The 18,605-nt window shown below is 66.3% G+C and carries 15 protein-coding genes and 1 pseudogene; all 16 read left to right on the top strand.

Features of this window, described 5'->3' with window-relative positions:
* Positions 1 to 197 precede the first annotated feature (197 nt).
* The gene (locus tag SA2016_RS22475; RefSeq protein ID WP_066495671.1) at positions 198 to 2,303 is read left to right on the top strand and encodes an LGFP repeat-containing protein; all 2,106 of its coding nucleotides are present in this window, start codon (positions 198 to 200) and stop codon (positions 2,301 to 2,303) included.
* A 67-nt stretch (positions 2,304 to 2,370) separates the two neighbouring features.
* Entirely contained in the window at positions 2,371 to 3,003 is a 633-nt protein-coding gene (locus SA2016_RS04250) for a hypothetical protein (protein WP_066495669.1), read from the top strand.
* 243 nt (positions 3,004 to 3,246) lie between these two features.
* Positions 3,247 to 3,417 (top strand): hypothetical protein, encoded by a 171-nt coding sequence (locus SA2016_RS21300; protein ID WP_157089109.1) that lies wholly within the window; start codon positions 3,247 to 3,249, stop codon positions 3,415 to 3,417.
* Between the two features lie 416 nt (positions 3,418 to 3,833).
* Entirely contained in the window at positions 3,834 to 6,608 is a 2,775-nt protein-coding gene (locus SA2016_RS20695) for an AfsR/SARP family transcriptional regulator (RefSeq protein ID WP_084249299.1), read from the top strand.
* Entirely contained in the window at positions 6,605 to 7,711 is a 1,107-nt protein-coding gene (locus tag SA2016_RS04225) for a hypothetical protein (RefSeq protein WP_066495656.1), read from the top strand. The genes SA2016_RS20695 and SA2016_RS04225 overlap by 4 nt, the downstream gene beginning before the upstream one ends.
* Positions 7,708 to 8,670 carry a LipP1 family hormone-sensitive lipase gene (gene lipP1 / locus SA2016_RS04220; RefSeq protein WP_066495652.1) on the top strand — a complete coding sequence of 321 codons (963 nt, stop codon included), beginning with the start codon at positions 7,708 to 7,710 and terminating at the stop codon, positions 8,668 to 8,670. The genes SA2016_RS04225 and lipP1 overlap by 4 nt, the downstream gene beginning before the upstream one ends.
* A pseudogene (locus tag SA2016_RS20690) lies at positions 8,667 to 9,235 on the top strand (histidine phosphatase family protein). Before lipP1 ends, SA2016_RS20690 begins: the two are co-directional and overlap by 4 nt.
* A 3-nt stretch (positions 9,236 to 9,238) precedes the next feature.
* Positions 9,239 to 9,895 carry an acyltransferase gene (locus tag SA2016_RS04210; RefSeq protein WP_084249297.1) on the top strand — a complete coding sequence of 219 codons (657 nt, stop codon included), beginning with the start codon at positions 9,239 to 9,241 and terminating at the stop codon, positions 9,893 to 9,895.
* Between the two features lie 728 nt (positions 9,896 to 10,623).
* Complete coding sequence (locus SA2016_RS21295) at positions 10,624 to 10,782, top strand: hypothetical protein (protein WP_157089108.1); 159 nt, start codon at positions 10,624 to 10,626, stop codon at positions 10,780 to 10,782.
* Positions 10,775 to 11,530 carry a SprT family zinc-dependent metalloprotease gene (locus SA2016_RS04205; protein ID WP_066495639.1) on the top strand — a complete coding sequence of 252 codons (756 nt, stop codon included), beginning with the start codon at positions 10,775 to 10,777 and terminating at the stop codon, positions 11,528 to 11,530. The genes SA2016_RS21295 and SA2016_RS04205 overlap by 8 nt, the downstream gene beginning before the upstream one ends.
* 255 nt (positions 11,531 to 11,785) lie before the next feature.
* Positions 11,786 to 12,715 carry an NYN domain-containing protein gene (locus SA2016_RS04200; protein ID WP_066495636.1) on the top strand — a complete coding sequence of 310 codons (930 nt, stop codon included), beginning with the start codon at positions 11,786 to 11,788 and terminating at the stop codon, positions 12,713 to 12,715.
* Positions 12,716 to 12,732: 17 nt separating this feature from the next.
* Complete coding sequence (locus SA2016_RS04195) at positions 12,733 to 13,668, top strand: hypothetical protein (RefSeq protein WP_066495633.1); 936 nt, start codon at positions 12,733 to 12,735, stop codon at positions 13,666 to 13,668.
* Between the two features lie 5 nt (positions 13,669 to 13,673).
* Complete coding sequence (locus SA2016_RS04190) at positions 13,674 to 14,924, top strand: hypothetical protein (protein ID WP_141305694.1); 1,251 nt, start codon at positions 13,674 to 13,676, stop codon at positions 14,922 to 14,924.
* Positions 14,925 to 14,947: 23 nt separating this feature from the next.
* The gene (locus SA2016_RS04185; protein WP_066495627.1) at positions 14,948 to 15,697 is read left to right on the top strand and encodes a hypothetical protein; all 750 of its coding nucleotides are present in this window, start codon (positions 14,948 to 14,950) and stop codon (positions 15,695 to 15,697) included.
* Positions 15,697 to 17,424 carry an AAA family ATPase gene (locus SA2016_RS04180; RefSeq protein ID WP_066495625.1) on the top strand — a complete coding sequence of 576 codons (1,728 nt, stop codon included), beginning with the start codon at positions 15,697 to 15,699 and terminating at the stop codon, positions 17,422 to 17,424. Before SA2016_RS04185 ends, SA2016_RS04180 begins: the two co-directional genes overlap by 1 nt.
* Positions 17,414 to 18,478, top strand: a complete 1,065-nt coding sequence (locus SA2016_RS04175) for a DegT/DnrJ/EryC1/StrS family aminotransferase (RefSeq protein ID WP_066495622.1) — start codon at positions 17,414 to 17,416, stop codon at positions 18,476 to 18,478. The genes SA2016_RS04180 and SA2016_RS04175 overlap by 11 nt, the downstream gene beginning before the upstream one ends.
* Positions 18,479 to 18,605: the final 127 nt, after the last annotated feature.

Raw genomic sequence — 18,605 nt, 5'->3', positions numbered from 1 at the left:
GGTAACCGTCTGGTTGGGGGAGGTTCGCGCAGGTGAGACCACGTCAGGACAGTGTCTTCTGGAACCAGCCATCGAAAACATTGTCGGCGCGGCTCTTCGCCCGTAACGTTGGCCCAGCCGGTATTCATGGGACTGGCTTTGGGGGCTTGGGGGAATTCTTGGAAACGCTGTCTGCGCGCATTCGCGCCTGCCTTGCCGTGCTCGCTGGAATCGCGCTCGTGGGCGCCGGCCTCGTCACCGGCGCAGCGCCAGCGTCGGCAGCCGATCCCAAGGGATGGGGCATCACTGGTGCCATCTACTACGGCGGTGCCAACGGGTCCGGGACCATCGACTACCAAGTGATGCTCGGCGCCACCGTCACCTTCACGGATCCGCGCTGTGTGGGCACCGCTGCGAGTTTTCATCCGAACGCGGTGATGACCACCACGATCGGTGCCTCGACGTACGCCTCGCCGCCCCTGTCTCGTTGGACGACAAGGACGGACAGTTACCCGCTCACGGCGTGCCATGATCCAGCTGGCAATCTCATCACGGGCGTCACGGGTACCTCCGTCCACACCTACGGCAGCTGGACCCTGGACTACTCCTGCCAGTTGAGCGGCCTGGCCATCACCGGCACGCTGACCGACCCCGATGCCGGCCTGACGGATGCAGCCGGATTCGTCCGCTACAACGTCGAGAACTACGGTGGCCTCGGCGCCGGGACCGTGCCCTTTGACGCTGGCGCGCTGCCCGCGTCATGCCCGGCCTACCCGGCACCCGCATTTACCCTCTCAACTCTGCCCGCCCCGTACGGGGCACCCGCGGGCGCGACCGTGACAGTGACCGGAACCGGCTACATCCCCGGGGCGGCCGCGACGATCACCTTCGACGCCACCCCCTCGAATCCCGTCCCCGTCGGCTCTGCAACCGTCGGCCCCGACGGCACCTTCAGGGCCGAAATCACCCTCCCCCCAGATGCCGTCCAACAAGCCCACAGGGTGACGGTGAGCTCGGCCGGAAGTTATTCGCGAAGCGTGCTCCTGAACGTGACCCCCGGGCTGAGTGTGTCGCCCAACTCAGAAGGGTTCGGCTCGAGCATCACGGTGACGGGCTGGAACTTCCAGGCTGGCCAGTCCGTCTCAGTTGGCCTATATGCCCCCCTCGTGGGTGGAGGATCCGAAACCACGAGTTTCGGGCAGACCACCGCGCGCGCCGACGGCACCTTCACCTATACCGCAGTCCTCGGCGACGGCTTCCCCGCCGGTTCAGCATGGCTGACGGCTGGCGGCGGCTACAGATACGCAGCAGTGCCCTTCACCGTCCTACAGCGCGACATAAGCCAGGGCATGGATGCGAAGGCCGCCGCCTGGGGACTCGGGAGCGCCACGGGCCCGGTGAGCACCTTCTCAGACGGCTGGCGGTACCGCACCTACCAGCGCGGAGCCGTCATCCCCGGATCCTCTCAGTACCTGTACGTCTCCCGCGGGGCGATCCGCAGCGAATGGCTCGCGGTCATCCCGGCGCAGACCGGCATATTCAAGAACCTCGTCCTCCCCCGAAGCGGGCCGCTCGGCTACCCCACCACCGACGAGATGAGCGGCCTCAAGGGCGGGGGCGTGTACCAGCTGTACGACTACGGGGCCATCGTCTGGTCCCCCGCCACCGGCGCCCACACCTCCACCGGGGCCATCCGCTCCCGCTACGCCCAGCTCGGGTACGAGAACGGCGTTCTCGGCTACCCCACCACCGACGAGGCCGGCGGGCTCAAGGGCGGGGGCGTCTACCAGATGTACCAGGGCGGGGCCATCGTCTGGTCCCCCGCCACAGGGGCCCACGCCTCCCTCGGGGGAATCCGCGCCGCGTGGGGCCGCCTCGGATACGAGAACGGGACGATGGGCTACCCCACCGGGGAGGAGACCGGAGGCCTCTGGGGCGGGGGCGTGTACCAGATGTACCAGGGCGGGGCCATCGTCTGGTCCCCCGCCACCGGAGCCCACGAATCCACCGGCGCCATCCGCACCCGCTACGGCCAGCTCGGATACGAGACCAGCGTCCTCGGCTACCCCACCTCAGATGAGACCGGCGGCCTCAAAGACGGAGGCGTCTACCAGCTCTACCAGGGCGGGGCCATCGTCTGGTCCCCCGCAACCGGAGCCCACGAATCCACCGGCCCCATCCGCACCCGCTACGCCCAGCTCGGCTACGAGAACGGCCGCCTCGGCTACCCCACCAGTGACGTCTACCCCGTGCCCAACGGCACAGCCCAGAACTTCCAGGGCGGCAAGATCACCTACACCAACGGCACCATCACCGTCTCCTGACGGGCACATACAGCCCCAGAAGACGGGGAGCGCAGGCAGTGCCCAACCACGTGCGAAGGAGCACACCATGAGCGAGCAGCACCCCCAGCCAGGACCGCAACCCTGGCCGCAGCAACCCCCAGCATCGCCATGGCCGAGCCAGCCGACCCAAGCGCCACCCCTCCGGCAGGCCCCTCCTCCCGCCCGCCCCCAGCCGTGGCCGACCCAGTTCAACCCCGCCCACCGCGGGATCCGGTTCCTCAGCGCCCATGAGGCCGAGCATTCGCGGAGGTGGCGCCTCTCCGTCGGGATCGCCGGGCTGATCCTCGGCGTCGGCGTGGCCTTCTACGCCTACGAGAACATCGCCTCCGTCGTCCGGGCCGTGAACGCCCTCGAGGCCCAGGGCCGCTATGTCTCGCAGCCGGCCCTGATGAACGCCGTGCTCATCATCGCCGTCTACGTCCTCGTCGCCCTCGCGTACCTCGGGGTCGGCGTCTGGAACATCGTCGCCCGCCGCGGCATCTCCTCCGCCCCCGTGATCGCCAGCCTCGTGCTCTCCGCGATCGTCATCGTCCTCATCGTGCTCCTGCTGATCCGGTCCGCCCTGACCGGAGGCGCACCGCAGTACGGCGGACTCATCACCAACGTGTTCATCATCGTGCGCTCGATCGGCCTCCTGCGGATGAAGAAGGAACCGGTTCCGTACGGGACTGCCTACTGAGAGGTCCAGGCGCGCCGCTCGACCACAGCCACGTGGGCAGGCCTGAGCACAGCCGGTCCTTCAGCCGAAAACTGTTCGGCACCGTGGGAAGAATGCCCGCACTGGCAGGAGCAGCCCGAGCAAGGAGAGGGCGATGAAGAGGACCTGGTGGATGTGGTCTTTACGCGGCGATGGTGCCCTGAACTCTACAAGCCGAAGCGACACTCCGGAGGCGCCGACCAATCCGGCGGTAGCATCCCTGAGATGAGAGCAGTCAAAAAGCTGGCCCTGGCCCTGATCCTCGCTGTTCTCGCTGGCACCCTGATCGTCGTCGGCGCACAAGTAGCCATGGGCATGCTGATCAACAACCTCAGCCACCAGGCGCCAGCGCCCGCTCGCCCCGCCAGTTCTTCAGCGGCAACGCCCAGCCCCTGACGTGTTTCCGGAAGGCTGTACCCCAGCCCCCAGTGGAAGATCGGTCAGGCCGCAAGAGCGTGTCGGAAACACTCGCGAGCAGAACATAGGCCCGTACACGACAAGCGTTACAGGCCGACACCCGGAGATCCGCGGCAGGACCGAGGCCCACTTCGGACCGTCTCACGAACCATCGTTAGTGTGCCAGAGGGCGGTGGAGAATCTGCAGCGGCAATCCATGTGCCGCCGCTCGAAGAAGGCGGTTTTGGCGTACGTAACATATGGCCGCCTTTATTCAAAGTCACAAAGGATGCCGCAAGCTTGGCGCCATGGGCGCTCACCTGTTGACTGCTGGCGGCAGGTCCTCGGCATCTCAGAGTTGAGGCACGTCCACGAAGTGTCAGGGAAGTGTCAGCGCCAGGACATCGGGGCCCGACATGATGGAGCCAGAGACGGCTTCGGACGTCGTCCTAAGTTTGGGCGCGCTGGAGAGGGGGGACATGGAGATCTTACGGTTGCTCGGGCCTGTGGTCATCGACCTTGGTAACGGGAAGCAGGTGCGCTACAGAGGCGCCTTAGAGGCACAAATACTGGCCGTGTTGGCCCGCGAACCCCAGCGCACACTGGTCACTGCGGACGTTCTCATAGAGGTGCTCATCGAGGAGAGCGGAAAGCACCGCGACCCGAGGAAAGCCAGGCAGAGTCTTCACACCGGCGTGCATCGCATCAACCAAAAGGCTCCTGGAGTCATTGGAAGCGTAGGCTCGAGCTATCAGCTGAGGATCAATTCCGACTATGAAGTCGTGAAGGCGAATCGTCATGCGGCGGCCTCTCTCCTTGAAAATGAGAATCCTCTGAAAGCACTGGAGGTCATTGATAAGACACTTGAACTGTGGCGAGGGAGCCCACTGGGAGGCGTCCCCTTTAAGGCACCCGTCTTACGGGAGATGGTCGAGCAGATCGATCGCCTTCAAGACGAATTCCGAGAACTGCGCGTTCAGGCCTTCCTCAAAGCTCGGACTCGTTTGACTGAAGCACTTGATGACATCGACATCCTCCTTGGATCGGATCCGTTCCAGGACCGATTTCACGAGTGGCGGTTCTATGCGATGCTCAACCACCGCGGCAAACAACCGGCACTGGAAGTTCTGGCGCGAAGCCTCGACCAGTACCGAGAAGACGGCATGGAGTTGGACTTCCTCGAAGACCTGCGGGACAGGTTTGACAGAGAAGATGTTGCTCCAGCCTCGCTGGTAGCGACGGCCCCTGAGGAGCACCCCGCAGGGTCTCGGCGCCACTGCCTGAATAACCTGCCCGGGGCGACCTATTCAGAGTTCATCTCAACTGCTGAGCTTGACCGTCTCAAGAGTGCCATCAAGCAGCAGCGTCCGATTGTCGCCGTGATCGCTATCGGAGGGCGGGGGAAGCGTACCCTCGTCCATTACTTCTGTAGGGAAATCATTAAGACGCGGGACCATTTCGACGTAGTGCTCTGGATTTCAGCGAAGGAAGGAAGGCCCACCACGCTGATGTCTGTACTGGACCAGCTTGCTATCACCGCTGAGCAGACTCATCTCGCCCGTGGCGAGGAAGAAGGGAAGCTGCACGAGGCCCGGGAGTTCCTTCAGAGCCAGCGTGTGCTTGTGGTGATAGAGGGGTACGACAACGTCAAGGATCCGTCTCTGGATCGGTGGCTCACCGAACTGCCGCATCCGAGCAAGGCGCTCATTACGACTATCGCTTCTCAGGATTCGCTGGTGGGCTACTGGGTCGAGGTCGACCTCCAGGCCCCTTCCCCCGAACTCCGGGTCCCGTTCTTCAAACAGCTGTTGGATGCGCGCCCCGTTGCAGGGTTGACCCCTGAAAGCAAGGTTCTGGAGGAACTTTGGAACGATTGGGCGGGTAACTACAAGATCCTGGAGTGGATCATCGGTCAGCTTCCCGGCATCGGCCTGCAGGAGCTTCGGTCGCAGCTCGATGGAGTGGCGGGCAGCAGCGTTGACGTCGTGCTGACCAAGATCCTCAGGACCAGCTGGGATGAACTGACGGATGACAGCCGGCGCGTCCTTCTCGCCTTGGCATGCTATCCGCACGGTACAGCGCGCTCGACCCTCGAGCGGGTCGCCGGGGCGCCGGCCGATTTCCCTCAGCTCCTGCGTCACCTGCACGATGTCCGCTTCGTCAAATCTGACGGAGGGCTGGATGACCCCAAGTTCATCGCGGATCCCCTCGTCGCGAGGAAGGTCCGCGAATTGGCGCGGAGAGAAGACGAAGAGGCGCCGGTCTACGACCGCTGGCTCGCGGAGTGCTGTGAAGCAGCTGAAGAGGTCGGCTTCTGTCCAGAGGACGTCAGCAGGTTGCAGAAGTTCGACGTCCCCGGTGTCCGCGAGAACCTCGAATGCGCGATCGAGTGGGCCTTCGAGCATGGTCGCCACCGGAGTGTCACCTGCCTCGGGCGGGGAATGCGGTACTACTACTACGTGAGAGGCTTGTGGTCTCCCAAGACCGATGTGAACCAGCTACGGGCAGCGGCCGCACGGGAGCTCGGCGACGTCCAAGAGGAATTCGACGCACTGGTCTACATGCTGAACATCGCCGCGAAACAGGGGAATTTGAAGCGGGTCGATACGCTTTTGACCGAAACCGACGCCATCCTCTCCCGGGACGCGTCTGGTGTATCCGCGGCCAGTCTCGCCTCCTACCGGCATGCCAAGGCTTTGCATCTCTCAGGACACTCGAAGTTCCGAGAAGCAGAAGAATTGTGGCGGGAGAACATCGAGGTTCCCTCGGTGATGAGCGAGGCAGACTTCAATGCCAATCTCCGCTGGTTCGGCGAGTGCTTGATCCGCCGCGGTGGCGAACATCGGGCGGAGGGCCGCGCCCTCCTGATTCGTGCCCGGGATCACGCAGAGGAGCATCATTTTCCCAGGGCGCTGATGCTGATCAACCTGTGGCTCGCGGGCTTGGACTTGGAAGGCGCCCCCACTCCGGAGGTTGTGGAGGAGACGCTGCGGAGTTTGCTTAGTCTGAGGCCAGATTTGGAGCTGTTGAAGGACCTAAAGTACGAGGCCGACCACCATCGCCTCCTGGCCCGTTGCTACCAGTTCCAGAACTCCGCCGATGATGCAGTGGAACATTTCGAGAAGGCCAATTCACTCTACGAGCGACTCGGGATGTCTCCCGAGCAGGACGCGCCCCGGGAGATGCCATGAGAATCTTGACCGACCCTGACGAGACACAGGCTCGTCTGCTCCCGTATCTTCGAAGAACGGAGGAGCTGCTGGCCCAAGCGTCCTCTGCCGTGTCAGGCCGCAAGGCCCATGCCGAAGTCGTCGTACTGCCGGATCTGGGCCTTCCTCACAATGTGCAGCGGATTCACGGCGGATTCCTGACGGGGGCCTACTACTCCTGGGACTCCGACGTGCCCATGGTGCCTGTCGACTCGACTGTCAATGTCTGCGGCGTCAGTGTCTTCCGCCTCGATACACCGATCACCTCCGAGAGCGACTTCCAAGAGCGCGTCCTCCGGGCCAGGAGCACCATGGCCGAGCACACCCGGTTTCTGTGGAACTGGGACTCCGGCAACCATTTTGTGACCCTGTGCGAAGTGCGTGAGCCCTGCGGCCTTCCGGCTGGCCAGTATCTGGTGCTCCACGCATCAACAGCCGAGTTCAAGCGCCAGTACAACGGCCTCTATCCTGATCCCGCCAATTGGTACAGCCACGAGATAGAGGCCATCCATGGCGATGACGGGCGATACCTCAGGTACATAAGCGGGAAGTCGGCCGAGAAGTTCTTCCGGACAGCGCGGATGCTGGAGAGCTACCAGATGGAGCGCCAGCGATTCTGTGCGGAGCTCGTCGCCGGCCCCGGGGGAATCCTCGACGAAGTGACTTCGGTTCCTCATTATGGAATGCCGGACCAGAACTCCGTTGCCATCGGATGCCAATGGCTCCGAGAGGATGACCCCCGATACCTGCTGCTCACACGGCCCGGGGCCCCTTTGTTCATGATCTCCGCCGGTATAGATGGCGACAACTGGGTCGAGACGGCCGACGGCCCTCGCCTGCTGACTCCGCACGGTCTCGGCGTCCGTGCGAGGTCCACCTTGACCCTCGGGTTCGATTCCACAGGCCTGACGCTAATGGGCCACCAGTACTCGACGGACGCGAGCCTGGCCAACGAGGACTTCATAGCGATCCGCGACTTCGAGGAAGACCTCACCGTCAAGTCACTCCTGCAGAGCTGCCCCGGCGAAGTGACCGCAGTGCTCTACCCCATCTACTCCCACTACAGGCAAGGCGGAACAGCATGACCCCCCTGAACGGTCAGGCCCAGCAGCTTCTGGACACCGCATCGAAGGCCGGCCTCCCGCCGGTGTACGAGGTCCCCGTCGATGAGGCGCGTGAGCGGATGCGCAAAGGCTTCATTTCCGGCGATCCCGAGGAGATCGACGAACTCCGCGACCTGCGCATCCCAGGGCCACAGGGCGGAATCCCTGCCCGGCTCTACCGGCCAGCGTCGGACCAGCGGCTACCACTTGTGGTGTTCTTCCACGGGGGCGGATGGACCGTGAACGATCTCGACACCCATGACCGGCTGTGCGCAATCCTCGCGAAGAAGTCCGGGTGTGCTGTGCTCTCAGTGGACTACCGGCGCAGCCCCGAGGCCAAGTACCCCGCCGCCGTTGACGATGCCTACTCGGCATACAGGTGGGCGCTGGACAACGCTCGTTCCCTGGGCGCCGACGCCAACGCCACGGCACTGGCCGGAGACAGCTCAGGCGGGACCCTCGCGGCGGCCGTTTCCCTCCTCTCGCGCGACCGCCGAGGACCGCGTGCCGACTACCAGCTCCTCCTCTACCCCGCCCTGGACTACTTCGAGCCCTCAACACCCTCCTATGAAGAGCGGGGCAAGGGCTACTCCCTGGACAAGAGGTTCATGGAGTGGTCCTGGAGGAACTATCTCCCGGACTCCTGGGACCGCGACGACCCCTACCTCTTCCCTCTGCGGGCCCACGACCTCAAGGGACTCCCGAAGACTCTCGTCCTGACCGCAGAGTTCGACCCCCTCCGCGACGAGGGCACAGCCTACGCAGAGCGCCTCCAGCAGGCCGGGGTGCTCGTGGAGCACATCCACCTAGACGACCAGATGCACGGTTTCGCCATGCAGACCAGGGCGATCGACCGGGCGAGGGAAACAGTCCTCGAAACCGCAGCGAAAATGGGCGCCTACCTGCTCGAACGCCAGCGCATGATCACAGGTGACCTATGAGCATCACAGTGGTGCGGCACGCCCCCACAGCGTCCAACGCCTCCAAGACCTACATGGGCAGCACCGACGTTCCGGCAACCGCCGAAGGCATCCACCAAGCCCAGGAACTAGGTCTCCGGCTCGAAGGCCACGTCTTCGACTGCGCCTATTCCTCCCCCTGGCACGGGCGCAGGAGACCCTCCTCGCGATCCGCCCCCAATGCGAGATCGTGTTGGATCCACGCCTTATGGAACGCAGTCTCGGCGCCTGGGAAGGGATGAGCCGGGCGCGCGTGCAGGAGGACTTCCCGCAGGCCTTCTCCCCCTCGGGAGCGTTCGACCCCGAATTCGCGCCTCCCGGCGGTGAGACCTTCGAGGATTTCTGCACACGGATCTCAGAGTTCCTCTCGGATGTGCAGAGGAGGCCGGTGAAAAGTGCGCTGATCGTCACCCACAACGGCTGGATCAGAACAGCACGCTACCTCCTCGGACAGATATCCAAGACCGACATCTTCGAAGAGGACGAGCCCCACCTTCAACCGATGCTGCTCGAAGAGGCGAGGCGCTTCGGCCATCTCACCGTCTGAAACATGCGCAAAGAACTCGACGCCTACAACTCCCGTGAAACGGACCGGCAGATCGTCTTCGAGATGCACGAGGCGGGAAGACATGTCGAATTCCTGCTGAGACGCCTCTTTGGCCTACCAAGAACAGGGTCACACTCCTGGCATCTCCTTCAGGAGAAACTGGCCCGAAGGTCATCGGTCGGCCTGGAACTCGACATGCGGAACTGGTTCTACGAGAACACCCTCCCCGGCCGCGTCAGGGACCTATGCGTCTTCCCCGACACGATCCTGCACTACCCCCAGAACATCTATCTCGGCAACCGCGTATTCATGAACCGCGGCGTCATCATCACAGCCCCGGCCCCTGTCCAGATTGGAGACGACGTCCTCATCGGCCCCTACACCGTCATCAACAGCGCGAATCACAGTTTCTCCGATTCGGGGCGTCCTATCCGCGATCAGGGCCACGATTTCGGTCCTGTGGTCATCGGACATGACGTGTGGCTGGGCGCGAGGGTGACGGTGGTGGCCGGGGTCACCATCGGCGATGGTGCAATAGTCGGGGCGGGCAGCGTCGTCACCAGAGACATCGAGCCCTTCACTGTCGTCGCCGGAGTGCCCGCTCGCTTCCTGCACCCCAGGGACCTGGGCGCTGCCCGTCCAGACCTAGGCCAGCCCTGACTCGCCCCTCCGTGTGACACTTCTCCTGGTTTCCGAGATGATCCAGGAACAACGAAGCTGTCTTCTGCCCATAGCGCGCGGCCCGCGTCTCATCTTCTCCGAGACACGGGCGGCCTCGCGGCTGTGTCCGCCACGACGCGCTGTCGCCTGCCCACCCTCTGCTCCGTCGCGTCCAGGTCCGTCGTCCGCTCTCGTGCGGCCTGCCCTTCCCGCGTGCGTTGAGCTGGCAGAGGAGCTTGCGAGAACAGCAGGGCGCCTCCTGAGGAGCCTCTTGAACGTTCCGGGCCCCGGCGGCTGCTTTCCACGGGCAGCCGGTGCCATGGCGGTGACCGGGATCGTGCAGGTCTGCAAGGCGCCCCGCCTGGGGACAGGACAGAGGCCAACATAGCCAGCGCGCTCGGTGACAGGGCTGGATCCGGCCGTCCCAGAGGCTGACGGCCGCTGCTACGCCAGGGCGTCGCATCATGCCCCCCGCGGATTCATCGAAATGACACAAGGCGACCCACTTTCAAATGCCTGAATAGACGACGGCATTTCGGCGCTCAGTGCTCGCTTACAGAATGCTGATCCGAGCGCAACGTCGCGTCTGTGATCGGTCAGCGCCGGAATAGCAGTGCTTGGCATCATCCCCTTATCGGCATCGATCCGATGAGAAGGCCCGGGAAAATTGCGGCGAGGGAAACGCTGGAATTCTCTCAGGACGTCGGGCAGACGACAGGGGACGAGAGATGAACCGCTACAAATTCGACCTGGTAGACGAGACCGGGGCCGTCGTCGGCGGCGGCTGGGTCGTTGCCCCGGGCCCGGGCGCTGCCCGGCGCACGGCCTCGCTGTTCCTCGGAGGCGGTTCCACCGTGCGCCTAGAAGGGGAGGGAGCTCGTGAGTGACCTCTTCGGCCCCCAGTCGGCTAACCGCGAGCAGTCCGATGCCCACTATTGGGCCCTCTGCGAAGTCGCAAGGCGGCGCTCCGAGGATCTTCCCGGGCTCGCGGAGGCCGCCACGGACACCGTCATCCTCAACATCATCCGCCACAAGCGCGGAACGTTGGGCTACTTCGCCCCGGAATCATGGGAATTCTGCGGGAACCCGGTCAACGAAGTCGTCATCTGCGCCGACGGCCACAGCAGGAATGGGCGCGGCCCCCTCGCCGAGGACATCCTCACGACGATCGTCCACGAACTGGCACATCTCTACGCCCATTGCGAGGGTATCAAGGACACCTCGAACCGCGGCCGCTTCCACAACCGCCGTTTCGGCGAGATCGCCCTGGCACTCGGGCTGCGCGTCGTTCCCTCCGGCACCTATCGCGGACTCGAAACGCCCTGCCTCTCGCCCCGCTTCGCCAGGGAGTACGCGGACATCACAGCCCGGCTCTACCGCGCCCTCGTCCTCAGAAGTCCAGTCCCCCGGGCACCCTTCCTCCCCGAGGAGCCCGAAGACGAGGACGGGTCGACAGCCCTCGAGCCAGGCACCTCACTCCCGGCCCCCGCCGCCTCACGGTATGTGTTCGCCGCCTGCAACTGCATGACCGGCGGAGGCCGCCCCCGCACCATCCGCATAGCGCGCGGGTCCTGGGAGCCGGAGAGCATCCTCTGCGCAAAATGCGGGTCCCCATTCTCAGAAAGGAGTCTCTAACCATGAATGGTCAATTCCACCTCGGAACCAACACAAGAAGGCCTCCTCGGGGGTTTTTCATGGCAGTTTCCACTGACTTACATCTCGCTCACAGGGCCCAGATTTAAAGGCAGCGCAGCGTCAGCATCGGAATAGCGGCGAATGCCATTCTCTTCCTACACGAAACACACCGGAAAGGGCCGGACAAACGGACCTTTCCAACCAGCAACACGAATGCAGGAGCTGGGCATCCAGCCAGACGACGGGAGACGGAAGATGAGCGGCGGCAGACTCGAGCTCGTAGACGACACTGAGACGGCCACGGGGCAGGCCTTCCTTTCCCCCCGCCGGGCTGCAGAGAGGGGGCGCGCCCGCCTTGAGCCTGGGCACAAGGTCGGTTCGGGTCTGTGCAACCGGCGGCACCGCAGGAACGGGAAGACGCGCCAGCACAAGGTCTCGGTCTGTGAGGCCACTGGCCTTCCCCGGCTCCGGGACCGCCACCAGGCTCTGCAGGCGGCCAAGACGACGCGCTCACGCGGCCTCGAGGTGTGCATCTTCGCGTGCCCGGCCTGTGGCGGGGTCCACCTCGAGCTGACGGCGAGCCAGGAGCCCGCTGTCGCGAGCGTCCCTTCGGTGCCGGCCGCCGCGTTCCTGGCCTCGCTCGAGTCGCGCAAGAAGCGTTATGTCCTCGCCGATATCGAGAACCCGACGCGGGGGGCGAGGGCCAGCTGCAGACAGGTCGCAACCTTCTGGGACCTGATCAAGAAGCAGGCCCCAGGCATCGCGCCGCACGACCACGTCGTCGTCGGTGCCTCCCGCTCCGTCGCCCGCCGGTACCGCAGGGTTATCAGCGGCGAGAACGTGAAGTGGGTCGTGGGCGCCGACGCCCCCGACGGCGCCGATCACGCCCTCCTCGCCGCGATCGACCTCCGCCGCGTAGCACGCGACTTCGACGAACTCGTCATCATCTCCGGCGACCACGCCTTCGCCGACCTCGCGCGTCGGGCCAAGGCTCTCGGCCTCACCGTCCATGTCGTGACCGCCGAGCACCGAGGGAAGAGCCCGATGCTCTCGCGCGAGCTCGCCGCGATCGCGAACACGCGCTCGTTCGTCCGCCTCGAGGCGCGCAAGCAGAAGCAGGAAAACCTCGCCCGCATCCGCCAGGTCTCCGGTCGGATGCGTCCCGCCGCAGTCGACGCGGCCTGAGCAGGAAGGGCTCCGCCATGAAGAAGGTCCTCCCCCTCGCGATCGTCCTGGCCGTGCTCCTGGGATGGATGAACTGGGGCAAGATCGGCCCGGTCCTCGGCGCCCAGCCGGGCCCGGCGGCCACCGCTGCCGCCGGGGCGACGATGCTCGGCGCCCCGGCGACCGGCGCCCCCAGCGCTGTCCCCGCGCCCACGCCCGGCGGGGCGCCGAGCACGGCCCCCTCCGGGGGCACCAGCCTCGAGGACCTCCCCCCGCAGCGTCTCCGGTATGTCCTGATCGATCCGACGTCCTCGACCGACAAGTCGTTCCGCGACTCCATGAAGGCGGACATCATCGCCGACGTCCAGAACTACGTGCCGCCGAAGCCGTCGAACCCGAAGACGGGCGTGCCCCCGGTCACTGGCCTGAGGCTGACCGTGCGCCTTGTCGCCACGAACAGCCTCGCGTACGGGCAGCAGGACATCGATGTCTCCATCCCAAGCGTCCCCGGACTCCCCGCGCGCCCGGACATGACCGCTGACGGCACCCTCGACCCAGGCGGCGCCTACGACGCCTTCAAGAAATCAGCTGCGGCCTGGTCTGCCGCCTACGACAGCGCAGTCACGGCAGCCGCCGGCGCCGCCAAGGCCCTCGGCAAGCTCGACCTCAACTCCAACCAGTCCAGCGGAATCACGGCAGGCGCCGCTGCCCTCGCCCTCCTCGCCCCCGCCCAAGGCGAGATCCAATTCGCGGTCCTGTCCGATCTGGATGAGAACCGCCCTCAAGAGCCGGCGGACTTCAAGGGGCACCCGATCCTCGTCGTCCAGCCCGACCCCGTCGGCGACATCAGCCGCTGGGACTCTTTGTTCAACAACTTCTCCTCGTGGGCTTCCGCAGGTCATGCGGGTGCGATCACCCGGGTCCGCCCCGAGGTCGCAGCTTCTGCCCTCTCCACCTTCATCACAGGGAAGTGATCGCCATGCTCCTGCCCATCCTCGCCACCGTCGGGCTCTCAGCCGCGACCCTCTGGCTTTCCTTCTACGCCGCCAGGTATCTCGTCCCGCGGCTGGCCGCGGCCAGGCGGGCATCCCTGGCCCGCATCGCGCAGGACCCTGGCGACTACTTCCAATTCTGGGCTGCCCGTGTCAGTCCCTCACGTATGCGCATGGAACAGCTGGTCCCCAGGGCCCAGCGCGACGTGGTCAAGGCGCGGGCGTGGGCAGCACACATCCTGACCGCGTTCAAGGACGGCAAGGAGCCGCCGCTGAGGTTCAAGATCACCGCGATCGCGATGGCCGCCCTGTGGTTCGTCGCTGTCACGGGTGCCTTCTTCCTGGACCTGCCGATCATCAACGCGGTCTCCGGCGGCAATGTGTTCTACGGCTTCCTTGGCGCGCTCCTGCTCCTGGGAGTCCCGATCATCGGCTCCATGCTGCTCGGCCACTTCTTCTCCATGTGGCGCAGGGGCCAGCTGAGCGAGCTCTGGTTCAGCGTGATAGCGACGGTCCTCCTGGCGGTGTTCGCGTTTGTCCTGGTGTACAGCGCCCACCTGGCGCCCATCCGTAGCGAGGTGGAGTACTCCGACAGGCTGCGCGCGGCTGAACAGCAGGTGACAGCGTACAAGGACGACGGCGACCCGACCGCGGAGGCCTACGCGGAGCAGAAGCTCAGCGACCTCCAGGCGCAGGAGCAGCGTTCTGCCGAGTGGAACACCGTTCTCGTGCCGATCGCCGCCGCGTCGGAGTTCGCCACCGGGTTCTTCGTGCCGCTGGCCATCCCGATCCTCTTGCTCGGTCAGGCCCACCGATCCCGACGCAGGGCGCAACGAGTCCTCGACACCGCCGAGGAACGTGTGACCAACCATCGGGCACGCCAGTACCGGCGAATATCGCGGACCTTCCGGCGGGCCGGCCTCCCCCAGGCCGAGCTCCAGCGGCAGTTCGGTGGGGTGGGCGCCGAGAACGGCCAGGCTCCGCACGAGACGGCCTCACGTGCCCGGGCAGCCGGCCCCGGAGAACTCCCGCCCGCGGAGCAGCCGACCCCCCAGGATCCGGCTCCTACACAGCCGGGCTCCTGTCACAGCACCCTGCCAACGGACGTCTTCAACACGGAGTTCCCTGCCCACCACGGGCCCGCCCAGGGCCCGGGCCCGGGGCCTGAGCAGTCGTCCCCGCCGCCAGCGCCGGGGCAGGAACCTGACCTCCCCGACGAGTCCTTCGATCTCTCCTGAAACCCCTCAAGAAAGGCAACACCATGTCCACCTACGGTGTCTCCCAGACGACGATCAATCCCGTCGTCGTCGACGCATACGACCTCGCCGAAGGCGAGTGCGACGCCCTGCTCCACGGCATGTCCTCCGCGAAGGCCGCCGCGCTCGCCCACGACATCGCGGGCATCCCGCGCCATGGCATCTCCGGCGCCTCGGCCTGGGCGCAAGTAGATGCCGCCATGCCCGGCTGGCAGGAACACCTGCCGAAGACATCGCTGGACGCGATGGCCGCCGCGCGCTGCGGCGACATCCCGCTCCCCGCGGCGCTCTCCGCCGTCACCGGGGACCTCGGGGCGATCGAGCGGCTGGCAGTGACGAGCATCTCCATGAAGGTGCTGGGCGAGATGGGCGCCCCCTCCCCCATGCGCGTCGACGGCAGCCGCACCAGCGCGATCGAGGCAGCCATCGGCCACGCGACGATGCTCATCCGCATCGCAGACCAGGGCGCCATCGAGACGGAGTACATCGGCCTCGCCGACGGCTCCTGCAACGACCTCCAGCAGGAGTTCGCCGCCCGGATGCGCTCCCACGGCGTCCTCTTCGACGAACAGGTCAACGTGCAGCACCATGACCCGCGTGGCGGCGCCCTCGCACAGGACGCCGCCCGTGTGGGGGGTCCGTCGCGGGCGGCTGCTCTTGTCGCCGACGGGGACTCCAAGCCGTCCACGTTCACGACATCGCTGTTCGCCCCGACTTCCTCGGCCCGGCAGCGTGCAGCGGAAGGCGGCCGGTGATGAACGAGGCAACCACTGCTATCGCCCCGCTGCGCGCCGCGGCCCTGGTCGGGGCCTTCGACGGTTCCCAGCTCGACGGCACGGTCATTGCCGTCAATGACCAGAGCGGCGACGTGCTCGCCCATGACGGCGCCCTGCGCGATGTTCTTCGCGTGCTCGCCGCGCATGCCGCCTCGAAACTCATTCCGACGATCGTCTACTGCCTCCGGTCGGGGGCCCGGGCGCTGCAGGCGCCGGGTGGGCCGACGGTCTCCGTACCCGCCGGCATCGGTGACCGGACCCCTCCGACTGTTGCGATCGATGTCCTCCTCGAGTACTGCCTCCGCTCTCCGACTCCGATCCTCCTCGTGCTGGACTGGGCCGACCACCTTCTCCCGGCCGACCAGCTCCCGACCGCGAACGGCGACACAGCCCGGATCATCGAGCAGCTCGCGGATGTCGCGGCCAACCCGGCCTTCCGCCGGGGCGGCCACGTCGTCGCCGTCTTGAGCCGGGGTGGCAGCCTCGGCCCGCAGCTGACGCAGCTTCCGGGTTTCAGTGTGCTCAATCTCGGCCTCCCAGGCCATGCCGAGCGCCGCACCGCTATCGAGCAGATGCTGAACAGCCCTCGCCGGCCGCTCGTGCTCGCTCCAGGATTCGATGCCGCCGCCGCTGCCAGGGCGACCGGCGCGCTCCGCCTCTACGACATCAGCGTGATGCGCGAGCACACCTCGCCCGAGCACCCCCTCACCGCCGAAGGCGTCCGCGAACGCGCCCAGGCCGTCTTCGAACGTGCCCTGCAGGGCATCGCGCGCGTCGACACCACCCGGGTCGTCATCGGACGAGACCTCGTCGGCCTTCCCCAGCTGCGCGTGCTCCTAGAAGACCATGCCCTCGACCCGGAGGCGCCGCTGAGGGTCGGCTTCTATGGACCGGCGGGCACCGGAAAGTCGATCGGTGCCCGCGCCGTGGCGACCAGCCTCGACGCGCCGCTGATCCTGCCCGAGACGCTGAAGGAACAGTGGGTCGGCGCCAGCGAGCGGAACGCTGTCCGCTTCCTCGCCACACTCGAGTCCCTCAAGCCCGCAGTGACGCTCATCGACGACCAGAACGACGCCCTCACGGCAGACCGCGAGCGTTCCTCGCATGGAGACCCCAACGGGATCTCGGGGTCCCTCACCGGACTCTTCCTGGACCGCTTCGGCGACCCCACCGGAATGGCCGGCGTCCACCTCGTCATCGCCTCGAACTACGCCCGGCGCATCGATCCCGCCATGAAGAGCCGGATCAAGTGCGTCCCGTTCCTCCCGCCGGGCCTCGACGACCTGGCAGCGCAGATGGAAGCAGCCGCACGGTCCCGCTCCTGGGACCTCGAGCCCGGGGCCGCGCTGCAGGCGCTGCTGGAGCACCCACGGCGCCTGACGAGCCGCGATGCGGTCACCGTGCTCGCCGAAGCCCGCACCCGGGCGCTCCGCGCCCGGCACCCGGTGATCGCCGGATCCGACGTCGTCGAGTCGCTGACCGACTACAACCCCGGCATCGATGCCGCGGTCGAGCGCCAGACGCTCGAAGCGCTCGAGGCCACCACGTTCACGAGCCACCTCCCGTGGATGGCCGCACGCCGCCTCGGAGAGGCCTCCACCCAGCCGCCGACGGAACTGCACGAGTTCGTCCACGCCGACGGCTCCCTCGACCGCGACCGGATCACCGAGCGCCTCAACGAGCTGGAGGCCCAGCGTGCACGGTGACCATCCCGATCTCGCTCTCCTCCAGCGCAGCCAGGCCGCCATCGCGGCCTGGCTCGAGAAAGCAGTCTCGACCCCCACGAGCCAACTGGCCGGCGGTGGTGCAATCGCCCGAGCGGAGGCACGCCTCGCCGAGCTCCATGAGGGGCGCCCGGGGCTGCTGATGCCCAGCGCGACCTACGCGCTGTGGGTCGCGCTCAGGATGCTCGGGACCGGCCCCGGCGACGAGGTGCTTATCCCGAAGTACGACTGGGCGGCGAGCCTCGCCGTAGTGCTCGCCCTCGGGGCAACCCCCGTCGTCGTCCCCACCGATCCGGCCACACTCACGATCGACCCTGCAGCGGCCGCGGCCCGGTCCGGGCCCCGGACCGCCGCTGCAGTCGCCACACACCTGTTCGGCATCCCAGCGGACGTCCCGGCACTGCGTCTGGCCCTTCCCGGCGTGCCTGTCGTCGAGGACTGCGCCCAGGCCTTCGGATCCACCCTCGACGGCCGCCCCGTCGGCGTGCTCGGCGACGCCGCAGTGTTCAGCTTCGGCCCAGGCAAGCGCCTCGACGTCGGAGAACTCGGCGCCCTCATGCTCCGTGACGACGGGCTGCGGCAGCGCGCCCTCCAGCTCAGCGCCCACCCCATTCGGCAGCGCCTCAGCGGCATCCCGGCACCGGAAGCGGCGAACCTGTCGATACGTCCCCACCCCTTGGCGGCAGTGCTGCTCGATGCGGCACTCGACGCCGACGACGCCCAGGCGGCGATCCTCGAGCGTCGCCGGCTCGCCGACGCCCTGCTCGCGAACACCGACATCGATGTCCTAGGGGTGGACGCGCGCCGCGGCGTAGCGGATCGGTCCGTTCCGGTGCTGGCGGCACAGGCCGAAGCCACGCGCCTTCCCCGCACCCTGAAGGCCGCATACGGCGAGGTGCTCGACATCGAGGCGATCGTGGAAGGGGCAGCCGGGATCCAGCGGATCGCCTTCATCACCGCCGCCCCGCCACCACTGGAGTTCCCCACGCTCCGTCCAACGGCCTCATCCAGCCACGAGCTCCGAGAAGGGAGGTGATTCCATGCGCGTCATCACCAGGATCCTTTCCCGGATGGCAATGTACGTCTGCCGCGGCTGCGGCACTGAGTGCGCCTACCCGTCACGCTTCAAGAAGTGCCCGGTCTGCGGCATCAAGTGGGACTGA

It is taken from the genome of Sinomonas atrocyanea (assembly GCF_001577305.1).
Taxonomy (GTDB): domain Bacteria; phylum Actinomycetota; class Actinomycetes; order Actinomycetales; family Micrococcaceae; genus Sinomonas; species Sinomonas atrocyanea.
This window is presented reverse-complemented; position numbering and strand designations above follow the sequence as displayed.